The sequence below is a fragment of the Micromonospora sp. NPDC047738 genome (assembly GCF_040642675.1).
GTDB lineage: Bacteria > Actinomycetota > Actinomycetes > Mycobacteriales > Micromonosporaceae > Micromonospora.
Window position 1 is genome coordinate 115893 of sequence record NZ_JBEYSO010000011.1, and the last position, 23977, is coordinate 139869.

General features: G+C 75.0%; 21 protein-coding genes. 14 read left to right on the forward strand and 7 right to left on the reverse strand.

The genetic code is table 11. From position 1 onward, the window contains the following. The first annotated feature begins 81 nt into the window (after window positions 1-81). The 5 genes from ABZ783_RS19515 to ABZ783_RS19535 all read left to right on the forward strand — a co-directional run bounded on the left by ABZ783_RS19515 (window position 82) and on the right by ABZ783_RS19535 (window position 6032). Window positions 82-783: a response regulator transcription factor gene (locus ABZ783_RS19515; RefSeq protein WP_357439976.1), complete on the forward strand. Its 702-nt coding sequence runs from the start codon at window positions 82-84 to the stop codon at window positions 781-783. Next, window positions 780-2336, forward strand: coding sequence for an ATP-binding protein (locus ABZ783_RS19520; protein WP_357439979.1), 1557 nt, complete (start codon window positions 780-782; stop codon window positions 2334-2336). Before ABZ783_RS19515 ends, ABZ783_RS19520 begins: the two co-directional genes overlap by 4 nt. 62 nt (window positions 2337-2398) lie before the next feature. Next, window positions 2399-4015, forward strand: coding sequence for a trypsin-like peptidase domain-containing protein (locus tag ABZ783_RS19525; RefSeq protein WP_357439982.1), 1617 nt, complete (start codon window positions 2399-2401; stop codon window positions 4013-4015). Window positions 4016-4177: 162 nt separating this feature from the next. Then, the gene (locus ABZ783_RS19530) at window positions 4178-4849 is read left to right on the forward strand and encodes a BON domain-containing protein (RefSeq protein WP_357439984.1); all 672 of its coding nucleotides are present in this window, start codon (window positions 4178-4180) and stop codon (window positions 4847-4849) included. A 124-nt stretch (window positions 4850-4973) separates the two neighbouring features. Further along, window positions 4974-6032 (forward strand): glycosyltransferase family 4 protein, encoded by a 1059-nt coding sequence (locus ABZ783_RS19535; RefSeq protein WP_357440190.1) that lies wholly within the window; start codon window positions 4974-4976, stop codon window positions 6030-6032. A gap of 54 nt (window positions 6033-6086) precedes the next feature. Here the strand turns inward: ABZ783_RS19535 and ABZ783_RS19540 are convergent, their stop codons facing one another. Beyond that, the gene (locus ABZ783_RS19540; protein WP_357439987.1) at window positions 6087-7544 is read right to left on the reverse strand and encodes a protein kinase; all 1458 of its coding nucleotides are present in this window, start codon (window positions 7542-7544) and stop codon (window positions 6087-6089) included. Between the two features lie 176 nt (window positions 7545-7720). Between ABZ783_RS19540 and ABZ783_RS19545 the strand changes: the two genes are divergently transcribed. The 6 genes from ABZ783_RS19545 (at window position 7721) to ABZ783_RS19570 (ending at window position 16219) form a co-directional block, all read left to right on the forward strand. Beyond that, window positions 7721-8554 carry a patatin-like phospholipase family protein gene (locus ABZ783_RS19545; protein ID WP_357439990.1) on the forward strand — a complete coding sequence of 278 codons (834 nt, stop codon included), beginning with the start codon at window positions 7721-7723 and terminating at the stop codon, window positions 8552-8554. Beyond that, window positions 8554-9588: a 1-acyl-sn-glycerol-3-phosphate acyltransferase gene (locus tag ABZ783_RS19550; RefSeq protein ID WP_357439992.1), complete on the forward strand. Its 1035-nt coding sequence runs from the start codon at window positions 8554-8556 to the stop codon at window positions 9586-9588. Before ABZ783_RS19545 ends, ABZ783_RS19550 begins: the two co-directional genes overlap by 1 nt. A 25-nt stretch (window positions 9589-9613) precedes the next feature. Further along, entirely contained in the window at window positions 9614-9934 is a 321-nt protein-coding gene (gene cutA / locus ABZ783_RS19555; RefSeq protein ID WP_357439995.1) for a divalent-cation tolerance protein CutA, read from the forward strand. Between the two features lie 47 nt (window positions 9935-9981). Beyond that, a complete protein-coding gene (locus tag ABZ783_RS19560) occupies window positions 9982-13647 on the forward strand; it encodes a hypothetical protein (protein WP_357439999.1) in 3666 nt (1221 codons plus the stop codon). A 122-nt stretch (window positions 13648-13769) separates the two neighbouring features. Continuing rightward, window positions 13770-14819 carry an acyl-CoA desaturase gene (locus tag ABZ783_RS19565; RefSeq protein ID WP_357440002.1) on the forward strand — a complete coding sequence of 350 codons (1050 nt, stop codon included), beginning with the start codon at window positions 13770-13772 and terminating at the stop codon, window positions 14817-14819. A gap of 245 nt (window positions 14820-15064) precedes the next feature. Then, window positions 15065-16219 carry an FHA domain-containing protein gene (locus tag ABZ783_RS19570; RefSeq protein WP_357440005.1) on the forward strand — a complete coding sequence of 385 codons (1155 nt, stop codon included), beginning with the start codon at window positions 15065-15067 and terminating at the stop codon, window positions 16217-16219. A 59-nt stretch (window positions 16220-16278) separates the two neighbouring features. Here ABZ783_RS19570 and rocD read toward each other — a convergent pair whose 3' ends face one another. The 3 genes from rocD to ABZ783_RS19585 all read right to left on the reverse strand — a co-directional run bounded on the left by rocD (window position 16279) and on the right by ABZ783_RS19585 (window position 19120). Beyond that, window positions 16279-17493: an ornithine--oxo-acid transaminase gene (gene rocD, locus ABZ783_RS19575; protein WP_357440193.1), complete on the reverse strand. Its 1215-nt coding sequence runs from the start codon at window positions 17491-17493 to the stop codon at window positions 16279-16281. Further along, entirely contained in the window at window positions 17493-18308 is an 816-nt protein-coding gene (gene ddaH, locus ABZ783_RS19580; RefSeq protein ID WP_357440196.1) for a dimethylargininase, read from the reverse strand. The genes rocD and ddaH overlap by 1 nt, the downstream gene beginning before the upstream one ends. A gap of 173 nt (window positions 18309-18481) precedes the next feature. Continuing rightward, window positions 18482-19120: an NAD(P)H-binding protein gene (locus ABZ783_RS19585; protein WP_357440008.1), complete on the reverse strand. Its 639-nt coding sequence runs from the start codon at window positions 19118-19120 to the stop codon at window positions 18482-18484. A gap of 105 nt (window positions 19121-19225) precedes the next feature. On the opposite strand from ABZ783_RS19585, the gene ABZ783_RS19590 reads away from it, so the two are divergent. Further along, window positions 19226-19594 carry a helix-turn-helix domain-containing protein gene (locus ABZ783_RS19590; RefSeq protein ID WP_357440010.1) on the forward strand — a complete coding sequence of 123 codons (369 nt, stop codon included), beginning with the start codon at window positions 19226-19228 and terminating at the stop codon, window positions 19592-19594. Window positions 19595-19707: 113 nt separating this feature from the next. On the opposite strand, the gene ABZ783_RS19595 is transcribed toward ABZ783_RS19590, so the two are convergent. Further along, window positions 19708-20382, reverse strand: coding sequence for a DMT family transporter (locus ABZ783_RS19595; protein ID WP_357440013.1), 675 nt, complete (start codon window positions 20380-20382; stop codon window positions 19708-19710). Window positions 20383-20540: 158 nt separating this feature from the next. Between ABZ783_RS19595 and ABZ783_RS19600 the strand changes: the two genes are divergently transcribed. Beyond that, window positions 20541-21350: a DNA-formamidopyrimidine glycosylase family protein gene (locus ABZ783_RS19600; RefSeq protein ID WP_357440016.1), complete on the forward strand. Its 810-nt coding sequence runs from the start codon at window positions 20541-20543 to the stop codon at window positions 21348-21350. Window positions 21351-21429: 79 nt separating this feature from the next. On the opposite strand, the gene ABZ783_RS19605 is transcribed toward ABZ783_RS19600, so the two are convergent. Then, complete coding sequence (locus ABZ783_RS19605) at window positions 21430-22266, reverse strand: helix-turn-helix transcriptional regulator (protein ID WP_357440019.1); 837 nt, start codon at window positions 22264-22266, stop codon at window positions 21430-21432. Window positions 22267-22380: 114 nt separating this feature from the next. Here ABZ783_RS19605 and ABZ783_RS19610 point away from each other — a divergent pair, with 114 nt between their 5' ends. Continuing rightward, window positions 22381-22974, forward strand: a complete 594-nt coding sequence (locus ABZ783_RS19610) for an NAD(P)H-dependent oxidoreductase (protein WP_357440021.1) — start codon at window positions 22381-22383, stop codon at window positions 22972-22974. A 42-nt stretch (window positions 22975-23016) separates the two neighbouring features. Here the strand turns inward: ABZ783_RS19610 and ABZ783_RS19615 are convergent, their stop codons facing one another. Beyond that, entirely contained in the window at window positions 23017-23895 is an 879-nt protein-coding gene (locus ABZ783_RS19615; protein ID WP_357440023.1) for an aminoglycoside phosphotransferase family protein, read from the reverse strand. Window positions 23896-23977: the final 82 nt, after the last annotated feature.

The following is a 23977-nucleotide window of genomic DNA, read 5'->3' on the forward strand; positions in this document are numbered from 1 at the left end:
CGTCACCGGGGCGGGTCGGCTCACAGGTTGTTTCCAGCATCCACCCAGCACCGCCGCAGGCAGAGCGCGGATGATGGGGGCATGGTGGCTACCCAGACCGAGGCCCGACTGCTGGTCGTCGAGGATGATCCCAACATCCTCGAACTGCTCTCCGCGAGCCTGCGCTTCGCGGGCTTCGACGTCGCCACCGCGACCAGCGGCAGCGCTGCGCTGAACGCCGCCAAGGACCACCGGCCCGACCTGGTCGTGCTCGACGTGATGCTGCCCGACCTGGACGGCTTCGAGGTGATCCGGATGCTCCGCGAGGGCGGCACGCGTACCCCGGTGGTCTTCCTGACCGCCCGGGACGCGACCGACGACAAGATCCGGGGGCTGACTCTGGGCGGCGACGACTACGTCACCAAGCCGTTCAGCCTGGAGGAGCTGACCGCCCGGATCCGGGCCGTGCTGCGGCGTACCGCCACGGGCGAGCACGCCCCCTCCCGGCTCACCTTCGCCGACCTGGAGTTGGACGAGGAGACCCACGAGGTGCACCGGGCCGGCCAGCGGGTGCAGCTCTCGCCGACCGAGTTCAAGCTGCTGCGCTACCTGATGCTCAACGCCAACCGGGTGCTCTCCAAGGCGCAGATCCTCGACCACGTCTGGAACTACGACTTCCGGGGCGACGACAACATCGTCGAGTCCTACATCTCCTACCTGCGGCGCAAGGTCGACAACACCGAGCCCCGGCTCATCCACACCCTGCGCGGGGTCGGCTACGTGCTGCGTAAGCCGGCGGCGTGAACCTCGTCCACGACGCGAAGGGCCAGCTTCGGGCCGTCCCGTTGCGGGTCAAGCTGGTCGCCGCGGTCCTGGCCCTGGTCGCCGCCGCGCTTCTCGTGATCAGCTCGCTCACCGCCTACTTCCTCCGCGACTACCTCATCGGGCAGGTGGACGACCAGCTCAGCGGCGGCGCGGCCGGCGTGGCCCAGGCGCTGGAACGGGCCGGCGGGAACCCGGTGAAAGTCGGCATCCCCTCGGATTATGTGGCTTCCAGGGCCATTCCCGGGGAAGTTCTGGCCGAACCCGTGCGCTATGACGGGCTTAGCCCGGAGGAGCTGCCGTCCTTCCCCACGGACTACGCCGGCTTTCAGGCCAAGGTAGGTGACCCGTTCACCGTCCGCTCGATCGATGGCCGGACGCGCTGGCGGATGCTCTACACGGATGTCGGCGACGGTCAGGTCATTGCCTTCGGGCAGCACCTCACGGCCGTCGACCGGGCCGTCAAGCAGCTGATCTGGATCGACCTGCTGGTCGGTGGATCGGTGCTGATCATTCTGGCGTCGGTGGGTGCGGGGATCGTGCGTACCAGTCTCAAGCCGCTCGTGGAGATCGAGCGGACCGCGGCGGCCATCGCCGGCGGTGACCTGACCCGACGGGTGCCGGACCCGGAGGAGGGCCGGGCCGTGCCGACCTCGGAGCTGGGCCGGCTGTCCCGGGCGCTGAACGCGATGCTCGCTCAGATCGAGGCCGCCTTCACGGCCCGGGCCGCGTCCGAGGCGGCGGCGCGCAGTGCCGAGGTGAGCGCCCGGGACGCCGCCGCGGCGGCGCAGGCGTCCGAGGCGCGGGCCCGCCGCTCCGAGGAGCGGATGCGGCAGTTCATCGCGGACGCCTCGCACGAGCTGCGTACCCCGCTGACCACCATCCGGGGCTTCGCCGAGCTGTACCGGCAGGGCGCGGCCCGCCAGCCCGAGGAGACGGCCGGCCTGCTGCGCCGGATCGAGGACGAGGCGGCCCGGATGGGGCTGCTGGTGGAGGACCTGCTGCTGCTCGCCCGGATGGACCGGGAGCGGCCGATCGCCCTCGCCCCGGTCGAGCTGCCGGTGCTGGCCTCCGACGCGGTGCAGGCGGCCCGGGCGGTGGACCCGGAGCGCCGGATCGAGCTGGAGATCGAGCCCGGTGCCGGCCCGCTCGTGGTGCTGGGCGACGACGCCCGGCTGCGGCAGGTGATCGGCAACCTGATGACCAACGCGCTCACCCACACCCCGACGGACGCCTCGGTGACGCTGCGGCTGCGCGTCGAGCCGGGCAACCTGGCCGTGGCGGAGGTGGCGGACACCGGTCCGGGGCTCACCCCGGAGCAGGCCGAGCGGGTGTTCGAGCGGTTCTACCGGGTGGACGCGGCGCGGACCCGCCGGGCCGGCGGGCCGATCAGCACCGGGCTCGGGCTGGCCATCGTCGCCGCGCTGGTGGCGGCGCACCACGGCACGGTCGAGGTGGCCGAGACGCCGGGCGGCGGGGCCACCTTCCGGGTGAAGCTGCCGCTGCTGCCGCAGTCACCCGAGTCCGGCGAGTGACTTTCAGAGAACATTCAGGCACGTTCCAGGCTGGTCGCAGTGCCAGGGGGGAAGGTGGATCCATGACCGACCACGAGACCGATCCGCAGCGGTCGCCGGCTCCCGCCGACGCCGAGCCGTCGCACCCCACCGCCGAGCTGCCCCGTGCCGAGAGCGGGCACCCGGACTCCACCGTCACCCCGGCCGCCGCGCCGGTTCCGGCCGACTCCCCGGCCGCCGGAACCCTGGCCGCCGCCGACGCCGGTCGCTCCGACGCGCCGGCCGCCGACGCCGGTCGCTCTGACGGGCCGACCGTCGACGCCGGTCGTCTCGGCGCACCGGCTGCCGACGCTGGTCGTTTTGACGCGTCGGCCGCCGACGCCGGTCGCTTCGAGGCGCCGGCCGCCCCCGCCAGCCCGTACGCGCCGTCGTACCCCACCTCCGGGCAGCCGCAGCAGCCCAGCCCGTGGGCCGGGGGGCAGCAGCAGGTCGGCTGGTCCGCCGGGGCGCACCAGGGCGGCCCGGCCTACCCGCCGCACATGACCGGGCCGGTTCCCCCATATCAGCAGCACCAGCCGTACCCGGGTGCGCAGCCGCACCAGGCCGGCCAGCCGGGCCTGCCGTGGGGCGCGCCCCAGCCGGCGCCGCGACCGAGCCGGGCCGGGAAGTTCATCGGTGCCGCCGCCCTGGGCCTGGCGCTGATGCTCGGCTCCGGGGTGGCCGGCGGGGCGCTCGCGCTCGCCCTGAATGACGGGAACACGATCACCCGTACCTACTCGGCCGCGCCCGTGATCAACAGCGCCGACCTGCCGAAGATCGCGGCCTCCGTCCAGGACAGTATCGTCACGATCATGACGGGCAGCGGTGAGGGCTCCGGGGTGATCCTCAGCGCCGACGGGTACGTGCTGACCAACAACCACGTGGTCGCCTCCGCCAGTGGCGACACGGTGAAGGTGGTCTTCGCCGACGGCAAGAACGCACAGGCGAAGATCGTCGGCACCGACCCGAAGACCGACCTCGCGGTGGTCAAGGCCAGCGGAGTCAGCGACCTGAAGGCGGCCAAGTTCGGCGACAGCGACGCCATGCAGGTCGGTGACCAGGTGCTCGCCCTGGGCAGCCCCCTCGGCCTCCAGGGTTCGGTGACCGCCGGCATCCTGAGCGCCCGCGACCGCACCATCCAGGCCGGCGAGGGCGGCCAGCAGATGGACCCGCGGCAGGGCGCCAGCTCGATCTCCGGCCTGCTGCAGACCGACGCCCCGATCAACCCGGGCAACTCCGGCGGCGCGCTGGTCAACACCCGGGGCGAGGTGATCGGCATCAACACCGCCATCGCCACCGCCGGGCAGGGCAGCAACGGCAACATCGGTGTCGGCTTCGCCATCCCGAGCAACAAGGCCAAGGATGTCGCCGAGAAGCTCCAGCGCGGCGAGAAGGTCAGCCACCCGTCGCTCGGCGTCAGCGTGAACGCCGCCGAGGCCGGTGGCGCGATGGTCGCCTCGGTCACCCCGGGCAGCGCGGCCGAGAAGGCCGGGATCCAGCGGGGTGACGTGATCACCAAGTTCGGCGACAAGGTGATCAACGACTCGAACGACCTGGTCGGCGCCGTCCAGGCGGGCAAGGTCGGCGACCGCGTCCAGGTGGAGTTCAAGCGCAACGGTTCGACGCAGAACGCAACCGTGACGCTCGCCGAGTCGTCCTAACCAACAGACCTGCCTCCTCTGCGGGCGGCGGGTGCCGGAGTCAAGGGGGTTGGCTCCGTCACCCGCCGCCCATTTTCCTGCGCTCACCCGCCCCGGGTGAGCCGGGCTCACCCCGTCCGGCGGCACCCTCGACGCACCGGGAACCGCACGGGAGGGGACGTCATGACGACCACCACCGCCGTCCGTACCGACCAGGAGATCCAGCGGGACGTGCTCGCGGAGCTGGACTGGGACGCGCAGACCCAGCCGACCGAGATCGGCGTGACCGTCGCTGACGGGGTGGTGACGCTCACCGGTCAGGTGGACAGCTACGCCCGGCGCTGGGCGGCGGAGCGCTGCGCGCACCGGGTACGCGGGGTCCGGGCGGTCGCCAGCGACCTCGAGGTACGGCTGCCCGCCGCGGAGGAGCGTACCGACGCCGACATCGCCATCGCGGCCAGCCGGGCGCTGGAGTGGGACAGCTTCGTCCCCGCCGACCGGCTGGACGTGACCGTCGCCAACGGCTGGGTCATGCTCCGTGGCGAGGTGGAGTACGGCTTCCAGCGGCGCACCGCCGAGCGGGAACTGCGCCGGCTGCGTGGCGTACGCGGGGTCACCAACCTGATCGAGGTCCGTCCGCCGGCCCCGTCCAGCGACGAGCAGAACCGGCGGGACCTGCAACGGGTGCTGCTCCGACGGACCGGCACGGAACGGATCAGGGTCGGGGTCACCGGGGACACCGTGGTGCTCGACGGGGTGGTCCGCTCCTGGTGGCAGCGGGAGGAGGCGGAACGCGCGGCGTGGACCATGCCCGGCGTACGCGAGGTGCACGACCGGATCGTGGTGGCCGCCTGAGCCCGTTTGCCGCCGATCGGGGTGGGAAAGCGACGCCGATCACGGATGCCAGGGACCATCGGGAGGACTCGTGGCCGTGAATCATCAGCCGGACCTGGCCCGGGGGCGGCCGTTGCGGATCGCGATGGTGGTGCCGCCGTGGCTGTCGCTGCCGCCACCCGGCTACGGCGGCGTGGAGCAGGTGGTGACCGGGCTGGTGAACGGCCTGGTCGACCAGGGGCACCGGGTCACCGTCTTCGGCGCCGGCCGGGACCACGGCACCGCCGCCGAGTTCGTCTCCACCTGCGAGGACCTCCAGTACGACCGGCTGGGCGAGTCGCTGCCCGAACTGGCCCACCTCGCTCAGGTCAACCGCCTGGTGGACCCGGCGGACTTCGACGTCGTCCACGACCACACCACGATCGGCCCGCTGGTCGCCGGCCGGCGGTCGGTGCCCACTGTGGCCACCGTGCACGGCAACCCGGTGGGGGAGTTCGGCACCATGCTCGGCATCGTCGACGAGGGGGTGGGCCTGGTGGCGATCTCGCACGCGCAGCGCCGGGCGAACCCGGGACTGCCCTGGGTGGGCACGGTGCACAACGCGATGCCGCTGCGGGACTTCCCGCGCAAGCGGACCCCGGGCGAGGGGCCGGTGCTGTGGCTGGCCCGGTTCAGCCCGGACAAGGGGCCCGACGTGGCGATTCGCGCCTGCCGGACGGCCGGGCTGCCGCTCACCCTGGCCGGCAAGTGCAACGAGCCGGCCGAACGCCGCTACTTCGAGCAGGTGGTGGAGCCGCTGCTGGACGACGACATCAGTCTGGTGCTGAACGCCGACCGGGAGGCCACCCTGCAACTGCTGCTGGACGCCCGCTGCCTGATCATGCCGATCCAGTGGGAGGAGCCGTTCGGCATGGCCATGCTGGAGGCGATGGCGACCGGTACGCCGGTGGTGGCGCTGCGCCGGGGCGCGGTGCCGGAACTGGTCCGGCCCGGGCTGACCGGGCTGCTCTGCGAACACCCCGACGAGCTGCCGGCGGCGCTGCGCGACTCGATCCGGCTGGACCCGACCGACTGTGTGGCGCACGTCGCGGAGAACTTCTCGGCGGAGCGGATGGCGCTCGGCTACGAGTCGGTGTACCGCCGGTTCATCGCCGCCGCCGGGCGGACCGGCCAGCCGGAGGCCGCTCGGGTCGCCGCGGGATGACCGGTCGGTCGGCGGCGAGCGGCCCCGCACCCGCCCCGGCCGGCGGGCTCGCCGTCAGGTGCGGGCCGCGACCAGCTCCGCCGCGGCGGCGTCGAGCTGGCGGGCGTACCCCGGGCTGATGCTGCCCTCGCGCTGACGCTCGCCGATCTTCGCGCGGAGCCGGTCCACCGCGGCGGTCAACGCGCCCTCGCCGCTGGCGGCGGTGGCGTTGCGCAGCAGGTTCCGCAGGTCGACGCCGACGTCGTCGCGGATCTGCCCGGCCACCAGCCCGGCCTCGATCAGCCCGTCCACCCGGCCCGCGACGTCGACCAGGCCGCCGACCGGTGGCAGCACGGGCACGGTGCTGGTCGCGGGGGCTGGCCTTGTCGGGCTCGGGGGTGCTGGAGTTTCCGCCGTGCCGCGGGTCGACGGCGCCGCGGGCACCACCGGCCCGGCGCTCGGCAGTACCCGGGGCATGGGTTCCCGGTCCGGGACCAGGGCGGGCGCCAGCAGCGCGGCACCGCCGAGGACCACCCCGCCAGCCGCCAGGAGCCTTCTCGACCGGCGACGGTCGACCGCCCGGCGGGGCGCGGCCGGGTCGCTGGCGTTCGCGTCCCCGGCGGGGCCCGGGTCGGGCCGCGGCTGCGCCGGGGTGGGGAGCGCCATGGTCGGGGCCAGCACGGCGGCGGCCTGCGGGCCGGGGGGCCGGAGCTGGTCCCGCAGCGCGGCCGCCACCTGGTGCGCGGTGGGCCGCCGGCGCGGGTCGTGGGCCAGGCACCGCAGGCAGATCTCCGCGACCGGGGACGGCAGACCGGGTACGTCCAGCGCCGGCGGGCCGTCCTCGGCCAGCGCCGCGCCGAGCTGCTCCCAGGTGTCCGCCGGGTACGGCACCTGGCCGCTCAGCGTCTCGAAGAGCAGCACGCCCAGCGAGTAGACGTCGGTGGCCGGTTGGGCCGGGGCGCCGTCCAGCCGCTCCGGTGCCACGTACGCGGGGGTGCCGAAGGTGCCGCCGTCCTCGTCCTCGTCCGGCGCGCCGATCCGGGTGGCGATGCCGAAGTCGAGCACCTTCGCGCCGACCTGGGTCAGCATCACGTTCGCCGGGGTGATGTCCCGGTGGACGATGCCGAGCCGGTGCGCCGCCGCCAGCGCCTCGGCCACCTGGGCGCCGACCTCCACCGCCGCGGTCCAGGGCAGCGGGCCTGCGGTGAGCCGGTGCTCCAGCCCCTCGCCGCCGAGCAGCTCCATCACCACGAACGAGGTGATGGCACCGTCGGGTGCCACCGTCTCGCCGTAGTCGTGCACGGCGGTGACGTGCGGGTGCACGAGCTGGGCGGCGGACCGGGCCTCCTCGCGGACCAGGCCCCGGAACCGGGCGTCGGCGGCGAGCGCCGGGGCGAGCACCTTCACCGCGACGATCCGGTCGAGCACCTCGTCCCGGGCCCGCCAGATCACCGACATGCCACCGGCCCCGATCTGGTCGATGAGCCGATACCTGCGGGCCAGCATCGTGCCGGCGTGCAGTGACGCCTTCACCTCGCACCTGCCTGGGCTTGGGAGCGCTATCAGGTTGCGGGAATGTGTCCGGCGTGTCAACGGCTGTCCGGTCCCGGGTCGCGCGGCGCGCGGCCCTTCTGACGCCGGGTGACCGCGCGGGTCACGCGGGGCGGCTCCGGCCGGCCGCCTTTCCGCCTCGTGCCAGGATGAACGCCATGGCAGGGGGTCCGGTGGCGTTCGTGCTCGGCGGTGGCGGAGTGCTCGGCGCGGTCGAGGTCGGCATGCTGCGCGCGCTGTTCCGTGCCCGGATCCGGCCCGACCTGGTGCTCGGCACCTCGATCGGCGCGGTCAACGGCGCCCTGGTCGCCGCCGACCCGAGCGAGGCCGTCACCGACCGGCTGGTCCGGCTCTGGGCCTCGCCCGAGGCCAGCGAGGTGTACGGGGACTCGGTCGCCCGGCAACTGCGCCGCTTCGCCGCCCGTCGGCACCTGCACTCACCCCGGCCGTTGCGCCGGCTGCTGGAGAGCGAACTCGGCGAGGACACCACCTTCGCCGACCTCAAGGTCCCCTTCCGCTGCTGCGCGGCGAACATCGAGCGGGCCGCCGAGCACTGGTTCCACAGCGGGCCGGTGGTGCCGGCGGTGCTCGCCTCCGCCTCGGTGCCCGGGCTGCTGCCGCCGAAGGAGATCGACGGCCAGCACTACATCGACGGCGGGGTGGTGAACTCCATCCCGGTCGGGGAGGCGGTCGCCCTCGGCGCGAAGCAGATCTTCGTGCTCCAGGTGGGCCGGATCGAGCGGGCGCTCAGCCCGCCCCGACGGCCCTGGGAGATCGCTCAGGTGGCCTTCGAGATCGCCCGCCGGCACCGGTTCGCCCGGGAGATGGCGGCGCTGCCCGAAGGGGTGGAGGTGCACGTGCTGCCCACCGGCGGGCTGGAGCCGCGCGACGACACCCCGTGGGCGTACCGGGACATGGCGGCGGTGGGGCGGCGGATCAGCCGCGCGTACACCGCCTCCCGTCGCTACCTGGACACCCGACTGGAGCGCTGATGCCGCTGCCCCCGCGGTGGGTACGCCGGTTGCTGCTGGCCCCCGGCGTGGTGCTGCTCGCGGTCACGGTGCTGACCACGCTGCCGGCCTGGGCGTTGCTGGCGCTGGCCGCCTCGCCGCTGGTGCCGGGGCGGCTGCGACCGCTGCGGCTGCTCTGGATCGTCACCGTCTACCTGGTCTGGGACGCGGCCGCGCTGCTCGCCCTGTTCGTGCTCTGGGTGGCCGCCGGCTTCGGGGCGCGCAAGCGCTCGCCGGCCTTCCAGCGGGCGCACTACCTGCTCGCCGGCCACTTCCTGCGGGTGCTGTTCTGGCAGGCCCGCTGGGCGCTGCGGCTGCGCATCGACGTGGTCGGCGCCGACCCGGACACCGCCCTGCCCGGCCGCCCCGAGCTGGTGCTCTGCCGGCACGCCGGGCCCGGCGACTCGTTCATCCTGATCCACGCGCTGGTGAACTGGTTCCACCGGGAGCCCCGGATCGTGCTCAAGGCGACCCTCCAGTGGGACCCGGCGATCGACGTCCTGCTCAACCGGCTGCCCAACCGGTTCATCGCGCCCGGGGCGGACGGCCGGGAGACGATGCTCGAGCAGATCGGCCACCTCGCCGCCGACCTGGACGACGACGACGCGTTCGTGATCTTCCCGGAGGGCGGCAACTTCACCCCGAGCCGGCGGCTGCGGGCCATCTCCCGGCTGCGGGCGCTCGGACTGGACCGGATGGCGTCGCGCGCCGAACGGATGCAGCACGTGCTCGCCCCGCAGCCGGGCGGGCTGCTCGCCGCCCTGGACGCCGCCCCGGACGCCGGGGTCGTCTTCGTCGCGCACACCGGGCTGGACCGGATGCTCACGGTGACCGACGTGTGGCGGGAACTGCCGATGGACAAGCGGATCGTGATGCGGTTCTGGTCGGTGCCGCCGGAGGACATCCCGGTGGGGCGGCAGGAACGTATCGACTGGCTCTTCGACTGGTGGTCGCGGATCGACCGGTGGATCGCGGCCAACCGGGACGGGGTGGCGGGCGCACCAGACCCTCGATGACGCGGGCGGCACGTATGGTGCGCTCGTGGAGCAGATCTGCGTGGTGACGACGGTGGTGGACGCGCGGGCGGTCGCGGACGTCCTGGCGGCCGCGGCCGTCGCCGGACGCCTGGCGGCGTGCGCCCAGGTGAGCGGACAGGTGGACAGCACCTACTGGTGGCAGTCCGCGATCCAGACCACCGCCGAGTGGTCGGTGCAGCTCAAGACCGCCCCGGACCGGGTGGACGCGCTGATCGACCAGCTCCGCGCCAACCACCCGTACGAGGTGCCGGAGATCCTGGTGACCCGGGTGGAGAGCGGCAACCCGGACTACACGGCCTGGGTGCACCAACACACCCGTCCCTGAGTACGCCTACTCTGTCCGGCCGGCCCGCCGGTCATGATGCTGGCCGGGTGGAGAACACCGGCTACCCCTGCCCCGGCTGCGGCGCCCCCGCCGATCTCGTCTCCGGCTGCCCCGGCTGCGGTCGTCCGCCGTACCCGCCGGCCGCCGAGGTGGTGCGGCTGGACCGGGAGATCGCCGCGCTGACGCCGCAGGTGGAGCGGGCCCGGGTCGCGTACCAGGAGCTGGCGGCCCGGCTCGGCGCCGCCCGGCAGCACCGGGCGGAGCTGGCCGCCCGGATCCGTCGGGAGATCCCGCCACCGCGCCCGGTCGGGCCGGTGCCACCGGTGCCCGCGCCGCCGGCCGTCCCGGTACGACCCGGTGGGGCGGAGACCTCCACCCGGACCGTGCAGGGCCTGCTGTTCGTCCTCGGTGGACTGCTGCTCGGCACCGCGGCGGTGGTGTTCACGGCGGTCGCCTGGGCCGCGTTCGGGGTCGCCGGGCGGGCGGTGATCCTCCTCGGCTGCACCGCGCTCGCCCTCGCTGCCCCGCTGGTGGCCCGGTGGCGCGGGTTGCGCGGCACCGCCGAGACGTTCGCCGCGGTGGGGCTGCTGCTGGTGCTCCTCGACGGGTACGCCGCCTGGTCGGTGGACCTGTTCGGGGTGGCGGGCTGGCCCGGAAGCCGCTACGCGGCGCTGGTCGGGGGGATCGGCGCGGCGGTCGCGGCCGGGTACGCGCGGCTCAGTCGGCTCACCGTGCCGTGGTTCGCGGCGCTGCTGACCGCGCAGCCCGTGCTGCCGCTGGCCGCGGTGGCCGCCGAGCCGTCCGCCGCCGGCTGGGCGCTGGTGTTCACCGGGGTGGCGTTGGGCGATCTCGTGGTGGTGATCGCCCTGCGGAACCGGGTCCCGCGGGCCCACGTCGCGCTGCCGTCAGGGGTGGACGGCGTGACGTCGGCCAGTGGCGGTGACCCGGGGCGGGGCGGGGTGGCCGGCGGGGGGCCGGTCCACTTCGGCCCGCACGGGGAAGCGGCGGCCGGCGGGGGGCCGGCCGCCGCGCCCACCGGCGTCGTCGCCCCGGGAGCCGTTCCGCCCGGCCCGGCGCCGGCCGGTCCCCTGGTGGGCCCGCGTTCCGTGCCGGTGCCCGCCGGTGGCTCGGCGGCGGTGGCGGCCGGCTGGGTGCTGGGCTGGATCGGGCACGGGGTCGCGCTGGCCGTCGCGGCCGGCTGCGCGCTGGTCCTTCTCGGGCTGGGGCGGGTGGCCGGCACTCCGCTGCTGGCCGGTGGTCCGTTGCTGGTGGTGGCGCTCGCCCTGCTGACCGGCGCGCTGGCGGCCGGTGGCCGGACGTACCGGGCGATCGCCGCCGGGCTGCTGGTGCCGGTGCTGGGCACCGCACTGATCCGGCCGGTCGCCGCGCTGCACCCGGGGCTGCTGCTGGTGGCGGCCGGGCTGGTGGCGGCCGGGCTGGCCGGGGCCGTGCGGGCGGTACCGCAGCGGCTGCGTACCGGGCCGCGGGTGGGCGCGTTGGTGGTGGCGGCCGGGGCGGGGCAGGTCGCCACGATCCTCACCGGGCTCGTCGCCGGGGCCGGCGTGCTCGCCGCGTTCCCGGCCTGGCAGGGTGCCGAGCCGGTCCCGGCCCCGTCGTGGGGCTGGCAGTTGCCGGTGGCCGTGCTGCTCACCGCCGGGGCGGTGGCGCTGCTGGTGCCCCCGTCCGCGCGGCCGGTGGTGGGGGCCGTCGGCGGCGCGCTGGCCGTGCTCGCCGGGCCGGCCGCCGTGGCCACCTCCTGGCCGCTGGTGGTGGCCCTCGATCTGGCGGCGGCCACCGCGCTGCTGCTCGGCGCGGTGTACCGGCCGCGCCGCCGGTACCCGACGGTGCTGGTCCCCGCCCTGGCGGCGGCGGTCCTCCTCGGCCACGCCCTGCTGGTCGGCTGCGCCGATCCGGCCGGCGCGGGAACGGTCTTCGCGGTCCTGGCGATCGTCGGCGTGGCGGTCGCGGCGCGGGGCCGCCGGGGCGAGGGGGCCCAGCCGACCGTCGCCGGGGTGGCGCTGGGCGGTGCGCTGCTCGCCGGACCGGCGGCGGTGGCGGTCGCGCTGCTCGGCTTCGGCGCGGCGCCCTGGTGGCGGCTGCGCGGTGCGTCCGGCGCCGTCGTGCTGCTGGTGGTGGCCGTCCTCGCGGTCCGCCGACACTGGCCCGACCTGCACGGGTACGCCTCGACCGGCTTCGCCGTCGCGCTCGCCTCGGTCGGGGTCGCGCCGCTGGTCGTACCGGGCACCGAGCGGGTGTCGCTCTACGCCGCGGCGGGCGTGCTGCTGGCGGTGGCCGCCGGTGGGGCGGCCCGGCCGGCGGTCGCCCCGCGGGTGGTCGGCGCCGGACTGGCCGGCCTGGCGCTGCTCGCGGCCGCCCCGGTGGTCCTGCGGGTGCTCCTGGAGTTGCCGGTCCGGCCCTGGTCCGGAGTGCCCGCCGGCGGGCCGGTGCCCGGCGCGGTGCCCGCCGGCCTGGCGCTGCTGCTGCTCGGCACGGCCGCCGCCGCGTACGCCCGCCTCGCGACGGCTCCGGATCGCGGCGCCGCCTCGGAGGCGCCGAGCCGGATTTCGACTGGCGGGCGGCGGCTGCCCACGCTGGCCGCGCTCCCGTTCGGCGCGGTCGCCCTGCCGGTACTGCTGGCGGCGATCGGCGCGCCCTGGCCGGTGGTCCCCGCGCTGACGTTCGGGGCGGGGCTGGCCGCGCTGCTGGTGGCCGCGCTCGCCGGGCCGCGCTGGGCGCTGCTGCCGATCACCGTGCCGCTCGGGCTGGCGCTCACCGTGCCCGGGCTGGGCGGGCTGCTCGCCACCCGGGCCGGGACGCTCGCCGGGCTGGGCGCGCTGGTCGTGGCGGCGGCGGTCGTGGGCGCGGTCGGCCGGGAGGACGGGATCCGGCTCGCCGGCCGGCTGTCGGCCCTGGCGGCGGCCACCGGGTTCGCGGTGACCGCGTCGCTGGCCGGCGGGCTGCCGCTGCGTACCGCCGCCTTCGCGGTCCTGGCCGTGGCGGCGGCGGCCCTGCACGCCGGCCCGCTGCTCCGCCCCGCGACGGCGACCCCAGGGGCCGCGCTTGCGGTAGCGGCGGCGGCGCACGCGGTGGCCCTGCTGGCGCTGCTGCTCACCAACGGTGCGCTGCGGCACGCGGCGGCGGTCTGCGCGCTGTGGGGCGCGGTCGTGGCGGTACGCGTGCTCCGGCGGGACGAGCCGGCCGGCCGGCGCTGGGTCCTCGCCGGTGTCGCGGGCGGCAGCGAGTTGCTCGGCGGCTGGCTGCTGCTCGCCGCCGGCGGGGTGGCGGTGCTGGAGGCGTACACCGTGCCGGCGGCGGCGCTGGCCCTCGGCGCGGGCCTGGTGGCGCTGCGCACCCGGCCGGGCCTGAACAGCTGGCTGGCGCTCGGCCCGGGGCTGGCGGCGGCGCTGCTGCCCAGCCTGGTGTCGGTGCTGGCCGCGCCGGACCCGCAGCCGTGGCGCCGGCTGGCGCTCGGCGTCGTCGCGCTCGGCGTGGTGCTCGGCGGGGCGGCCCGGCGCTGGCAGGCGCCCGTCGTGCTCGGCGCGGTGACCCTGGTCCCGCTGGCGCTGCACGAGCTGGCGCGGGGCTGGGACCTGCTGCCCCGGTGGATCTACCTGGGCCTGGGCGGTCTGGCGCTGATCGCCCTCGCCGCGACGTACGAGCGCCGCCGGCGCGACCTGGCCCGGCTGCGGGCCGCGGTGGGCCGGATGGGGTAGGGATAGCACCACCCGCGGCTGGGGGGTTGGCTGGATTACCCAGCGCAGTCGATCAAGGCATGCTTGGTTACGGAGAGTCGCGCCGCCCGGTGTGACGTACCGACCGAGGAGCGGGGATCGGCATGACCTCAGCAGTGACGGCACCACCGGCCCGGCGGGGCAGCGAATACGCGCGGCTGTCCCGGCGGGTCGCCGAGGCGGGCCTGTTCGATCGCCGACCGGCCTGGTACGCGGCCCGGATCGGGCTCACCCTGGGTGCCTTCGTGGCCGGTTGGGTCGTGGTGGCCGCGGTCGGCGACTCCTGGGTGCAGCTGCTGCTGGCGGTCGGGATGGCGGTGGCCACCACCCAGGTGGCGTTCCTCGGGCACGACGCCGGCCACCGGCAGATGTTCCGCCGGCGCGGCCCGAGCGAGTTCGCCGGCCTCATCGCCGGCAACCTCGCGGTCGGGCTGAGCTACGGCTGGTGGGTGGACAAGCACAACCGCCACCACGCCAACCCGAACCACGAGGACGAGGACCCGGACGTCGGGGCGGGCGCGCTGGTCTGGACGTACGAGCAGGCGGCGGCGACCCGGGGGCTGGGTCGGTGGCTGGCCCGGCGGCAGGCGTGGCTGTTCTTCCCGCTGCTGCTGCTGGAAGGGCTGGCGCTGCACGTGGCGAGCGTCCAGGCGCTGGTCGGCCGGGAGCCGGACGGCCGGTGGCGCACCCCGGTGCGGCACCGCGCGGTCGAGGGCCTGCTGCTCGTCGCGCACGCCGTCGGCTACCTCGGCCTGCTGTTCGCGGTGATGTCGCCGGGCAAGACGCTGCTCTTCGTCGCCGTTCACCAGGGGCTCTGGGGGCTCTACATGGGCTGCGCGTTCGCCCCGAACCACAAGGGCATGCCGATGCCCACCGCCGACGACGACCTCGACTTCCTGCGCAAGCAGGTGCTCACCTCGCGCAATGTGCGGGGCGGCCGGTTCGTGGACGTGGCGCTGGGGGCGCTCAACTACCAGATCGAGCACCACCTCTTCCCGAACATGCCCCGGGCCAACCTGCGGCGGGCCCAGCCGATCGTCCGGGCGTACTGCGCCGAGCAGGGCATCCCGTATGTCGAGACCGGGCTGATCGAGTCGTACCGGCAGGCCCTGGGTCACCTGCACGAAGTCGGCCGCCCGCTGCGGGCCGGCTGAGCGGGACCGCGCCGGGCGGAGGCGGCGGCCCCGCCCGGTACCCGCTCAAGAACCGCCGGTGAAGGCGGCCCAGCGCCCCGCCGCCGACCGGCGAAGGTCGATTTCCGCCGTGCGTGGATCGGCCTCGATCAGCGCTGCCGGTAGGGTCGGGTCATGACAGACGTGCGCACCGCGGCGGCGGCGCGGAACGAGCCGGGCGGGCGGGTGCCAACCCGGCGGATCGACGGCACCGTCCGGAGCGCGGCATGAGATTCGAGATCAGCAAGGTGCTCGACGCCATCGAGGGGCGGGTCTGCACCGACCCCGCACTGGCCCGGGCCGTGGTGGACCTGGCCGAGGTGATCCGCTGGCAGAACCTGGACGGCGGCCGACCGGCCAGCCTGCTGCGGCTCGGCATGGTGATCGACGCCCTGGCTCAGCAGTTGGGGGAGGACAGCGTCCCGGTCTACGCCATCGTGCACCGGGCCCTGCTCTCCGACGCGGACCTGACCTCCAACGAGCGGATGGTGGTCCGGCGCTGGGCGGACGACGGTCTGGTGGAGGTGCTGGACCACCCCGGCGACCGGGTGCTGGAGGTGGCCGACCTGCTCGGGCTGCCCGTGCTCAGCCGGGGCCGCTTCGACGGCCTGAGCGGCCGCTACCCGTGGCTCGGGCAGGCCGGAAGGGTGCTCGCGCCGGTGCCCGGCGCCGGTGGCCCGGTGTTCATCGCGCACGTCGGCGGCGGGCAGAGCCCGGCTTCCGGCAGCCGCTCACCGGTGGGCGCGAAGTTGCTGGCCCGGCAGTGGCGCTGCCCCGAGCCCGGGTGCGCGCTCTTCGGCGGCGGTGGGGGCGGCGGGGCCTTCGCCGACCTGGCCCGGGTGGACCGCGCCCCGGCCGGCCAGCCCCCGCCCACGCTGCGCAACGGGGTGCCGACCTGCCCCCGGCACGGCGTCCGGCTCGGCGACGCCGGGCCGCGGCCGCGGACGGAGCTGCTGGCGGTACGCATCGGCGGGCTGGTCCGGCGGCGGTTCGTGCTCACCGAGTCCCAGCCGGTGCTGGTCGGCCGGGCACCGGACTCGTCCGGCGGGATCGTGCTCGGCCAGTGGCTCAACGACGAGGCGCGGCGCTGGATCAGCCGCAGCCACGTCCGGTTCGAGCTGCGGGCTGGTCGAGGCGAGCTGATCGTCACCGACACCAGCACCAACGGCTCGGGCGTACGGCCGGGCGGTTCGATGGCCGAGTCGGACCGGATCGCGCTGGCCCCGCAGCAGTCCCGGGTGCTGGGTGCGGGCGACATCGTCGAGCTCTACCCGGGCGTGCAGGTCGGCCGCGCCGACGAGCTGCCCAGCGACGCGAAGTTCAGCCCCACCTCGGTGATGGCGGAGGCCCCCACCATGGCGATGCGCCTGCCGCGCCCCTGAGGCCGACGACGAAGGGCGCCGGGACCGTCGCGGTCCCGGCGCCCTTTCGCGTACGGGGGTCAGCCCTCCAGCACTCCGGCGAGCTGGGCCACCGCGTGGTCGATCTCCTCCTCGGTGATCACCAGCGGCGGGGCGAGCCGGATGGTCGAGCCGTGGGTGTCCTTGGCCAGGACGCCCCGCTCCATCAGCCGCTCGCAGGCTTGCCGGCCGGTCATCAGCGCCGGGTCGATGTCCAGGCCGGCCCAGAGGCCCCGGCCCCGGACGGCGACCAGGCCCTTGCCGATCAGGCCGCGCAGGCCGGCGTGCAGCCGTTTGCCCAGCTCGGCCGAGCGCCGCTGGAACTCGCCGGTGGCGAGCAGCCGGACCACCTCGGTGGCGACGGCGCAGGCCAGCGGGTTGCCGCCGAACGTCGAGCCGTGCTGGCCCGGCTTGAGCACGCCGAGCACGTCGGTGTTCGCGGCCACCGCGGAGACCGGCACGATGCCGCCGCCGAGCGCCTTGCCCAGCAGGTACATGTCCGGGACGACACCCTCGTGGTCGCAGGCGAACGTCGCGCCGGTGCGCCCCAGACCCGACTGGATCTCGTCGGCGATGAACAGGACGTTCCGCTCGCTGCAGACCCGGCGGACGCCCGGCAGGTAGCCCTCCGGCGGCACCACGACACCCTGCTCGCCCTGGATCGGCTCGAGCAGCACGGCGACCGTGTTGTCGTCGATCGCGGCGGTCAGCGCGTCCAGGTCGCCGTAGGGGACGATCGTGAAGCCCGGGGTGTACGGCCCGAAGTCGGCGCGCGCGTCCTCGTCCGTGGAGAAGCTGACGATCGTGGTGGTCCGGCCGTGGAAGTTCCCCTCGGCGACCACGACGTTCGCCTGGCCCGGGGTCACGCCCTTGACCTGGTAGCCCCACTTGCGGGCGACCTTGATGCCGGTCTCCACCGCCTCCGCGCCGGTGTTCATCGGCAGGACCATGTCCTTGCCGCACAGCTCGGCCAGCTCCCGGCAGAAGTCGGCGAACTGGTCGTGGATGAACGCCCGGCTGGTCAGCGTGAGCCGGTCGAGCTGCGCGTGCGCGGCCTCGATCAGCTTCGGGTGCCGGTGGCCGAAGTTCAGCGCCGAGTAGCCGGCCAGGCAGTCCAGGTAGCGGCGGCCGTCCACGTCGGTCAGCCAGGCGCCCTCGGCGGACGAGATCACCACGGGCAGCGGGTGGTAGTTGTGCGCCGTGTGGCGCTCCGCGTCCCGTACGGCGGATGGCGTCCGCAGCATGTCGTCGATGATCACTTGTCTGCCTTTCCCTGACGGAGTCGCAACGTGCAGCACTTCGGTCCGCCGCCGGCCTTGCGCAGCTCGGACAGGTCGATCCCGATGGTCTGGTAGCCCCGGTCGCGCAGCTTGGCGGCGAGGTCGGTGGCCTGGGCGGGCAGCACCACGTACCGGCCGTCGCTGACCGCGTTCAGCCCGAGCACCTCGGCGTCGGCCATGGTGGCGTGGACGGCGTCCGGGAAGAGCCGGCGCAGCACCGCCCGGCTGCCCGGCGAGAACGCCTCCGGCAGGTATGCGACGGTCCGCTCATCGAGCACGGTGAGCGCGGTGTCCAGGTGGTAGAAGCGCGGGTCCACCAGCTGCATGGTGATCACCGGGTAGCCGAAGACCTCCTGGAGCTGGGCGTGCGAGGCGTGCGCGGTGCGGAACCCGGTGCCGGCGAGCAGGTGGTCGCCGACCAGCAGGATGTCGCCCTCGCCCTCGTTGACGTGCTTCGGGTCGTACATCTCGAAGCCGGCGGCCTCGAACCAGGCCCGGTAGGCGGGGGCCTCGTCGGCGCGCTGCGGGTCACGGAACTGCACCGCCATGGCCTTGCCGTCGATCACGGTGCCGCCGTTGGCGGCGAAGACCATGTCCGGCAGGCCCGCGACGGGGTCGATCAGCTCGACCTCGTGGCCGAGATCGAGGTAGGTCTCGCGGAGCTGCTCCCACTGCCGGATCGCCAGGTCGGCGTCGACCGGCGCGGTCGGATCCATCCACGGGTTGATCGCGTAGTCGACCGCGAAGTACGTCGGCCGGCACATCAGAAAGCGCTGGCGGGTGGCGTCCATCGTCATGTCGTGCTCCCAGGGGTCGGGCGCGCCCGGCCACGGTCGGCCCACGGGCTGGCGCCGTAGTCCAACGTTAGGTGGCGCGGGCCGGCGACATCCACCGCAAGAAGTTGCGTTCGGCGTCGGATCGTTGCGTCTGGCGCTCATCCCGCGGTGGATCGTTGCGTCGCCGCTCAGGCCCGCTCCACCCCGAGGTGGAGCTGCCGGTGCCGGGGCGTCTCGATCTCGTCAAGCAGCGCCACCGCCAGGTCGGCGTACGTGATCCGGCTCGCGGCCTCGGCCGGCGCGAACCGGTACCGGCCGGTCGGCGCGCCGCCGTGGTCAAAGTCCCCGGACGGGCTGAGCACCAGCCAGTCGACGGCCGTGCCGTCCTGCCGCAGCACCTCGGTCCCCGCCGCGTGCCCCAGGCAGAAGGCCCGGTACTCCTGCGGGTAGTCCGGCGTGTCGAGCAGCGGCACGCCGGCGACGGTCGGCAGCACCGAGGCGAGCCCGACCACCAGCAGCCGGTCCACCCCGGCCCGGCCGAGCCCGCCCAGCAGCGCCCGCGCCGCCGCCGGGAAGAAGACGTCGGCCGGCGCGGCCAGGTCGGCCGCCGCGTGGACCGCCCCGTCGTGCCCGGCGGCCAGTTCGGCGACCCGGTCCGCGTCGGTGACGTCCCCGGTGACCACCGTCACCTGCCCGTCGGCGGACAGGTCGGGGTGGCGGGCCGGGTCGCGGAGCACCGCGGTGACCCGTTGCCCCCGGTCGCGGGCCTCCCGTACGGCCGCCCGGCCGGCCCGGCCGCCGGCGCCGAAGACGATGATCCTGCTCATCGACGTACCCCTCATCACCCGTTGGCCGGCGTGGTCGCCGGCCGGTCGGGGCGGACGCTATCCGGGCGGCCGGTTTCCACCGGGATACCGACTACGGTGGGCGGCATGCGTGCGCCGCTCGATCCGGACATGTTCGACGAAGTCTGCCCGACGGACCTGACGCCAATCCGGTTCGGAGACAAGTGGGCCGGGATGATCATCCGTTGCCTGGAGAGCGGCCCCCGGCGGTTTTCGGAGCTGCGGGTGCCGCTGCGGGCCGTCACCCCCAAGGTGCTCACCCGGTCGCTGCGGAAGCTGGAGCAGGACGGGCTGATCCGGCGCACGGTCCACGTCGCACCCACCCGCCGGGTCGAGTACGCGCTGACCCCGCTGGGGCGCAGCCTGCTCGGCCCGATCGAGGTCGCCTGCGCCTGGGCCCGGGAGCACTGGGACGAGCTGATCGACGCGCGCGAGGGCGTCGTCGCGGCGGACTGAGCCGGAAACGCTTCGGGGGCGGCGAACCGCCGCCCCCGAAAAGGATGTGCCCTGCTGGTGAACCACCAGGCTGAGGCATGCCGGCGCACCGCCGGCGAGCCGATCAGTGCCCGTCAGAACGTCGCAGCAAACTGTGAATCAAGCCACTCCCGGAACCGGCCGACCCACTCGCCGTCGGTGGTCGGCCAGTCGAACTGGCCGGTCATGGCGACGATGCCGAGCACCACGGCGGCGAGGCCGACCAGCACGCCGATCAGCGCGTCGGTGGTGCCGGCCACGTGCCGCCGGCGGGTGGCGACCAGGCCGAGCACGGCGAGCACCGCGCCGACCGCGGCGAGCCCGATGCCGTACCCGGCGAGGGCGCCGCTCAGCACGAACAGCGCGCCGACCACCGAGACGATCAGGCCGAGGGTGGCCAGCAGGCTGGCCCGGGGCTTCGGACCGAGGGCCACGGGAGCCGTCCGGCCGTCGGCGTCGGCCAGCGGCCGGTCCGGCCGGCCGTCCCGGTCCAGGTCGACGGTGCGCTCCAGGCTCGGCTCCGGGTCGACCGTCGTGCCGGTGCGCCGCGCCTTCGTGGCGAGCGCCCCGTCGGCGGTGGCCCGGTCCGCCCGCCGTTCGCCGTCGGTCGCGGTGTTCCGGTACCCGGTCCGCTCCTCGTCGCGGTCGGTGACCTCGGGCCGGGCGTCCGCCCGGTCCGCGACGGCCGTCCGGTCGCGGGCGTCCACGACGCCGTCGCCGTTCACGTCCTCATTGCGCGCCGGGCCGGTCCGGCGGGACAGGATCTTCATTTCGACACCTCCTGATCTGGTGCGTGGAGGCCGGGGGAAACGCAGTGGCAGCCACGCGTGACACCCAGGAGGTACCCGGCCGCCGGAAAGTCGACACTTGTCGACGGGTGGCCGGACTCCTCGGCGGCGTCGCCGGGCTCCCGGGCTACCGTTGCCGCGTGCCAGAGGGACACACCATCCACCGCCTGGCGGCCCGGCACGCCGAGCTCTTCGCCGGCGACAAGGTGCACGCCGCCAGCCCGCAGGGCCGCTTCGCCGAGGGTGCGGCGCGGCTCACCGGCACCGTCCTGGACGGCACCGAGGCGTACGGCAAGCACCTGCTGCACCACTACGCTGGCGAGCTGACCCTGCACGTGCACCTCGGGCTGTACGGCAAGTTCGCCGACGGGCCCGGCGAGCCGCCGCCCCCGATCGGGCAGGTCCGGCTCCGGCTCGCCAGCGACACGCACTGGCTGGACCTGCGCGGCCCGACCGCCTGCGAGCTGCTCACCCCGCCCGAGGTGGCGGCCCTGCGCGGCCGGCTCGGCCCGGACCCGCTGCGCGCCGACGCCGACGCCGACCGGGCGTACGCGCGGATCCGGCGCAGCCCCACCCCGCTCGCCGCGCTGCTGCTGGACCAGTCGGTGGTGGCCGGCACCGGGCTGATCTTCGTGACCGAGGCGCTGTTCCGCGCCGGGCTGCCGCCCACCCTGCCCGGGCGGGACCTCACCCCGGCCGGCTGGGCGGAGCTCTGGGCCGACCTGGTGGCGCTGATGACCCTGGCCGTCGAGCGGGGCCGGATCGACACCGTGCGGGACGAGCACCTGCCGGAGGCGATGGGCCGTGCGCCCCGCGTCGACCGGCACGGTGGGGAGGTGTACGTCTACCGCCGCCCCGGCGCACCCTGCCACGTCTGCGGTGCCGGGATCAGCCGGGGCGAGCTGGCCGGCCGCAACCTCTACTGGTGCCCCACCTGCCAGGCCGGCTGACGCCGGGTCCGGTGCCCAGCCCGCCCCGGGTGCTGCCGCCCGACGACCCCCGGCCGTGTCGCCCAGCCCGCCGGTCGCGTCAACCGACCGCGCGAAGGACGCGGGTCTGGTGACGGAGCCGCTCGACGGCCTCCGCCGTCGTCCCGTCGGCGGGTAGGAGGACGACCAACTGCTGCGCGTCGGTGCTGGGCAGCTCCAGCCGCTCCCGGTGCCAGCGCAGCTCGCGGGTGGCGGGATGGTCGAGCCGCAGCGGGACCTGCGGCGGGGGCAGGTGGTGGTTGAGTCGTCGGGTGAACTCCTGCCCGGCGACGGGGGCGAGCTCGGCCTTGAACCACTCGGATGTCTCGGCGGACGGCCCGAGCCACAGGTCGAAGGCCTGCTCGTCGGCCACCTGATCCCAGTCAGGGAAGAACGTCCGGGCGCGCGGGTCGGTGAACACGTAGCGCGTCAGGTTCGGCGACTCGGTGTCGAGCAGCCCGCTGTCGCGCATGACCAGCTCGAACCCGCTCGTGTACGCGAGTACGTCGCCCAGCCGGTTGGTGACGAACGCGGCGCCGGGTTCGAGCAGTCGGAGGGTCTCCCGCACGGTGGGCCGGATCTCGCGGTTGGGTGGCGACGGTCGCCGGTGCGCGGAGCAGGCCCCGCCGGTGATCTTCGCCAGGTAGCGCAGGTGGTGGCGCTCCCCGGCATCCAGGCTCAGGGCGTCCGCGAGAGCGTTCACCACGGCGGGGGACGGGTTGCGGTCCCGTCCCTGTTCGATCCGGGTGAGGTACTCCACGCTGATCCCGGCACGGGTGGCCAGGTCCGAGCGCCGCAGGCCGGGGGAGCGGCGTCGGCCACGATCGGGCAGACCGAAGGACTCCGGCTGGATGCTGTCGCGCTTCGCCCGGACGAAGTCGCCCAACGGCGTACTCATGGATCGAGAGTCTAGGGCGGCTCCCGGCAGCCGCGGCCGTCGTAGCGTGGCCCTACGGGGGCCAGCCTGCGCCCGGTCTGGTTACCGTCGACGCGACGGCGGACCGTGGATCGCATGAACGAGAAGCACAAGTTGGTCATCGTCGTGGGGAGCGCCCGTGAGGGCCGGTTCGGGCCGGTCGTCGCGTCCTGGGTCGCCGAGCGGGCGCGCGAGCACGGCGGGTTCGATGTCGATGTCGTCGACCTCGCTGAGATCGAGATCCCGCTGTCGTTGCCGGCGGTGTCGCCGAAGTTCGCCGGCGACGCGTACCCGCGCCCGGCGGGGATGGCGCCCCTGACCTCCCGGCTCGCGGACGCGGACGCCGTCATCCTGGTCACCCCGGAGTACAACCACAGCTACCCCGCCGCCCTGAAGGCGGCCATCGACTGGCACTTCACCCAGTGGACGGCCAAGCCGGTCGCCTTTGTCAGCTACGGCGGGGCTGCCGGCGGCCGGCACGCCGTGCTGCACCTGGAGAACGTCCTCACCGAACTGCACGCGGTGACGATCCGCGACGGCCTGGCCTTCCCGAACTACTTCACCGGATGGGCGGACGGCCGGCCGCTGGATCCCCAGGCTTCCGGATACGCCAAGACCCTGCTGGACCAGCTCGCCTGGTGGGCCGGAGCCCTGCGGACGGCACGGGAGGCGGCGCCGTACCCGGCCTGAGCGCCAGGCCTCGTGGAGTGACCGATCCCTCCCCGGGGTCGGTCACTCCTCGCCGAGCAGCCAGCGGATCACCTCGACCTGATTCGGGAAGACCTGATCCCCGCCGATGCTCCACGCCGTGGTGTGCACGATCGTCCAGCCGCGGACCCGTTCCCGGTCGAGGCCCAGCTCGGCGCTGAGCCGGTCCAGCCGATAGCGGACCGCCTCGGGCGAATGCCCCAGCTCCCCGCCGCGCACCATCGGCACCGGCGCGAACTCCCGCTCGCCGACCAACGGCTTCGGGTCGATGACCAACCAGGGTGCCCGGGTCGCCCGGAGCACGTTGCCGGCGTGCAGGTCCTGGTTGACCAGCACCTGCTCGCCCTGGCTGGGCACCAGGTCGGCGAGCAGCCCGAGCGCGGCGTCCAGCAGCCGCCGCTCGTACGGGCGGTTGGCCCGCTCCCAGTTCGCCGGTAGCTGCTCCGCCCAGCCGGCCGCCTCCTCGGCGAGCGGGGTGAACGGCGGGCCGGCCGGCACGCCGAGCCGGGGGAGCAGTTCGAGCACCACGTCCAGCGCCGCATCGAGGGGCAGCTCGTGCAGCGGGGTGCCGGGCACGCAGCGCTCCACCAGCAGCGCCCGCCGTGGCGGGTCGTGGGCCAGCAACCGGATCGCGCCGGCACCGGCCCAGCGGGCCAGCGCGGTCGCCTCGTGCGCACTGTCCGCGTCCGGGTACTGGAGCTTCAGCACCGCCGCGGTGCCGTCGGGCAGCTCCGCCGGCATCGCCAGCGAGGCGAACGCGTACGGGTAGGGCGGCCCGACCCGCAGCTCCCACCGCCGTACGCACTCGGCCAGCAGGTCCGGCAGCTCGGCCAGCCAGTCCCGGCCCGCCGGCAGCCGCCGGACCCAGCCCAGCCCCTCGGGGATCTCCAGGTACCCGGCCATCCGGCCATCCTGGACCACGTCGGCGGGTCGCGTACAACCGACTCCGAAACGGGCTGGCAGGGCGGAGGCGGGCGGTGCGTCG

Excerpts from the sequence above, each read along its gene's own strand:
- ABZ783_RS19530 (WP_357439984.1), top strand. The coding sequence starts at position 4,178 with ATGACGACCACCACCGCCGTCCGTACCGACCAGGAGATCCAGCGGGAC.
- ABZ783_RS19515 (WP_357439976.1), top strand. The coding sequence starts at position 82 with ATGGTGGCTACCCAGACCGAGGCCCGACTGCTGGTCGTCGAGGATGAT.
- ABZ783_RS19525 (WP_357439982.1), top strand. The coding sequence starts at position 2,399 with ATGACCGACCACGAGACCGATCCGCAGCGGTCGCCGGCTCCCGCCGAC.
- ABZ783_RS19595 (WP_357440013.1), bottom strand. The coding sequence starts at position 20,382 with ATGAAGATCCTGTCCCGCCGGACCGGCCCGGCGCGCAATGAGGACGTG.
- ABZ783_RS19570 (WP_357440005.1), top strand. The coding sequence starts at position 15,065 with ATGAGATTCGAGATCAGCAAGGTGCTCGACGCCATCGAGGGGCGGGTC.
- ABZ783_RS19615 (WP_357440023.1), bottom strand. The coding sequence starts at position 23,895 with ATGGCCGGGTACCTGGAGATCCCCGAGGGGCTGGGCTGGGTCCGGCGG.
- ABZ783_RS19590 (WP_357440010.1), top strand. The coding sequence starts at position 19,226 with ATGCGTGCGCCGCTCGATCCGGACATGTTCGACGAAGTCTGCCCGACG.
- ABZ783_RS19565 (WP_357440002.1), top strand. The coding sequence starts at position 13,770 with ATGACCTCAGCAGTGACGGCACCACCGGCCCGGCGGGGCAGCGAATAC.
- ABZ783_RS19535 (WP_357440190.1), top strand. The coding sequence starts at position 4,974 with ATGGTGGTGCCGCCGTGGCTGTCGCTGCCGCCACCCGGCTACGGCGGC.
- ABZ783_RS19550 (WP_357439992.1), top strand. The coding sequence starts at position 8,554 with ATGCCGCTGCCCCCGCGGTGGGTACGCCGGTTGCTGCTGGCCCCCGGC.
- ABZ783_RS19545 (WP_357439990.1), top strand. The coding sequence starts at position 7,721 with ATGGCAGGGGGTCCGGTGGCGTTCGTGCTCGGCGGTGGCGGAGTGCTC.
- ABZ783_RS19605 (WP_357440019.1), bottom strand. The coding sequence starts at position 22,266 with ATGAGTACGCCGTTGGGCGACTTCGTCCGGGCGAAGCGCGACAGCATC.
- ABZ783_RS19610 (WP_357440021.1), top strand. The coding sequence starts at position 22,381 with ATGAACGAGAAGCACAAGTTGGTCATCGTCGTGGGGAGCGCCCGTGAG.
- ABZ783_RS19585 (WP_357440008.1), bottom strand. The coding sequence starts at position 19,120 with ATGAGCAGGATCATCGTCTTCGGCGCCGGCGGCCGGGCCGGCCGGGCG.
- ddaH (WP_357440196.1), bottom strand. The coding sequence starts at position 18,308 with ATGGACGCCACCCGCCAGCGCTTTCTGATGTGCCGGCCGACGTACTTC.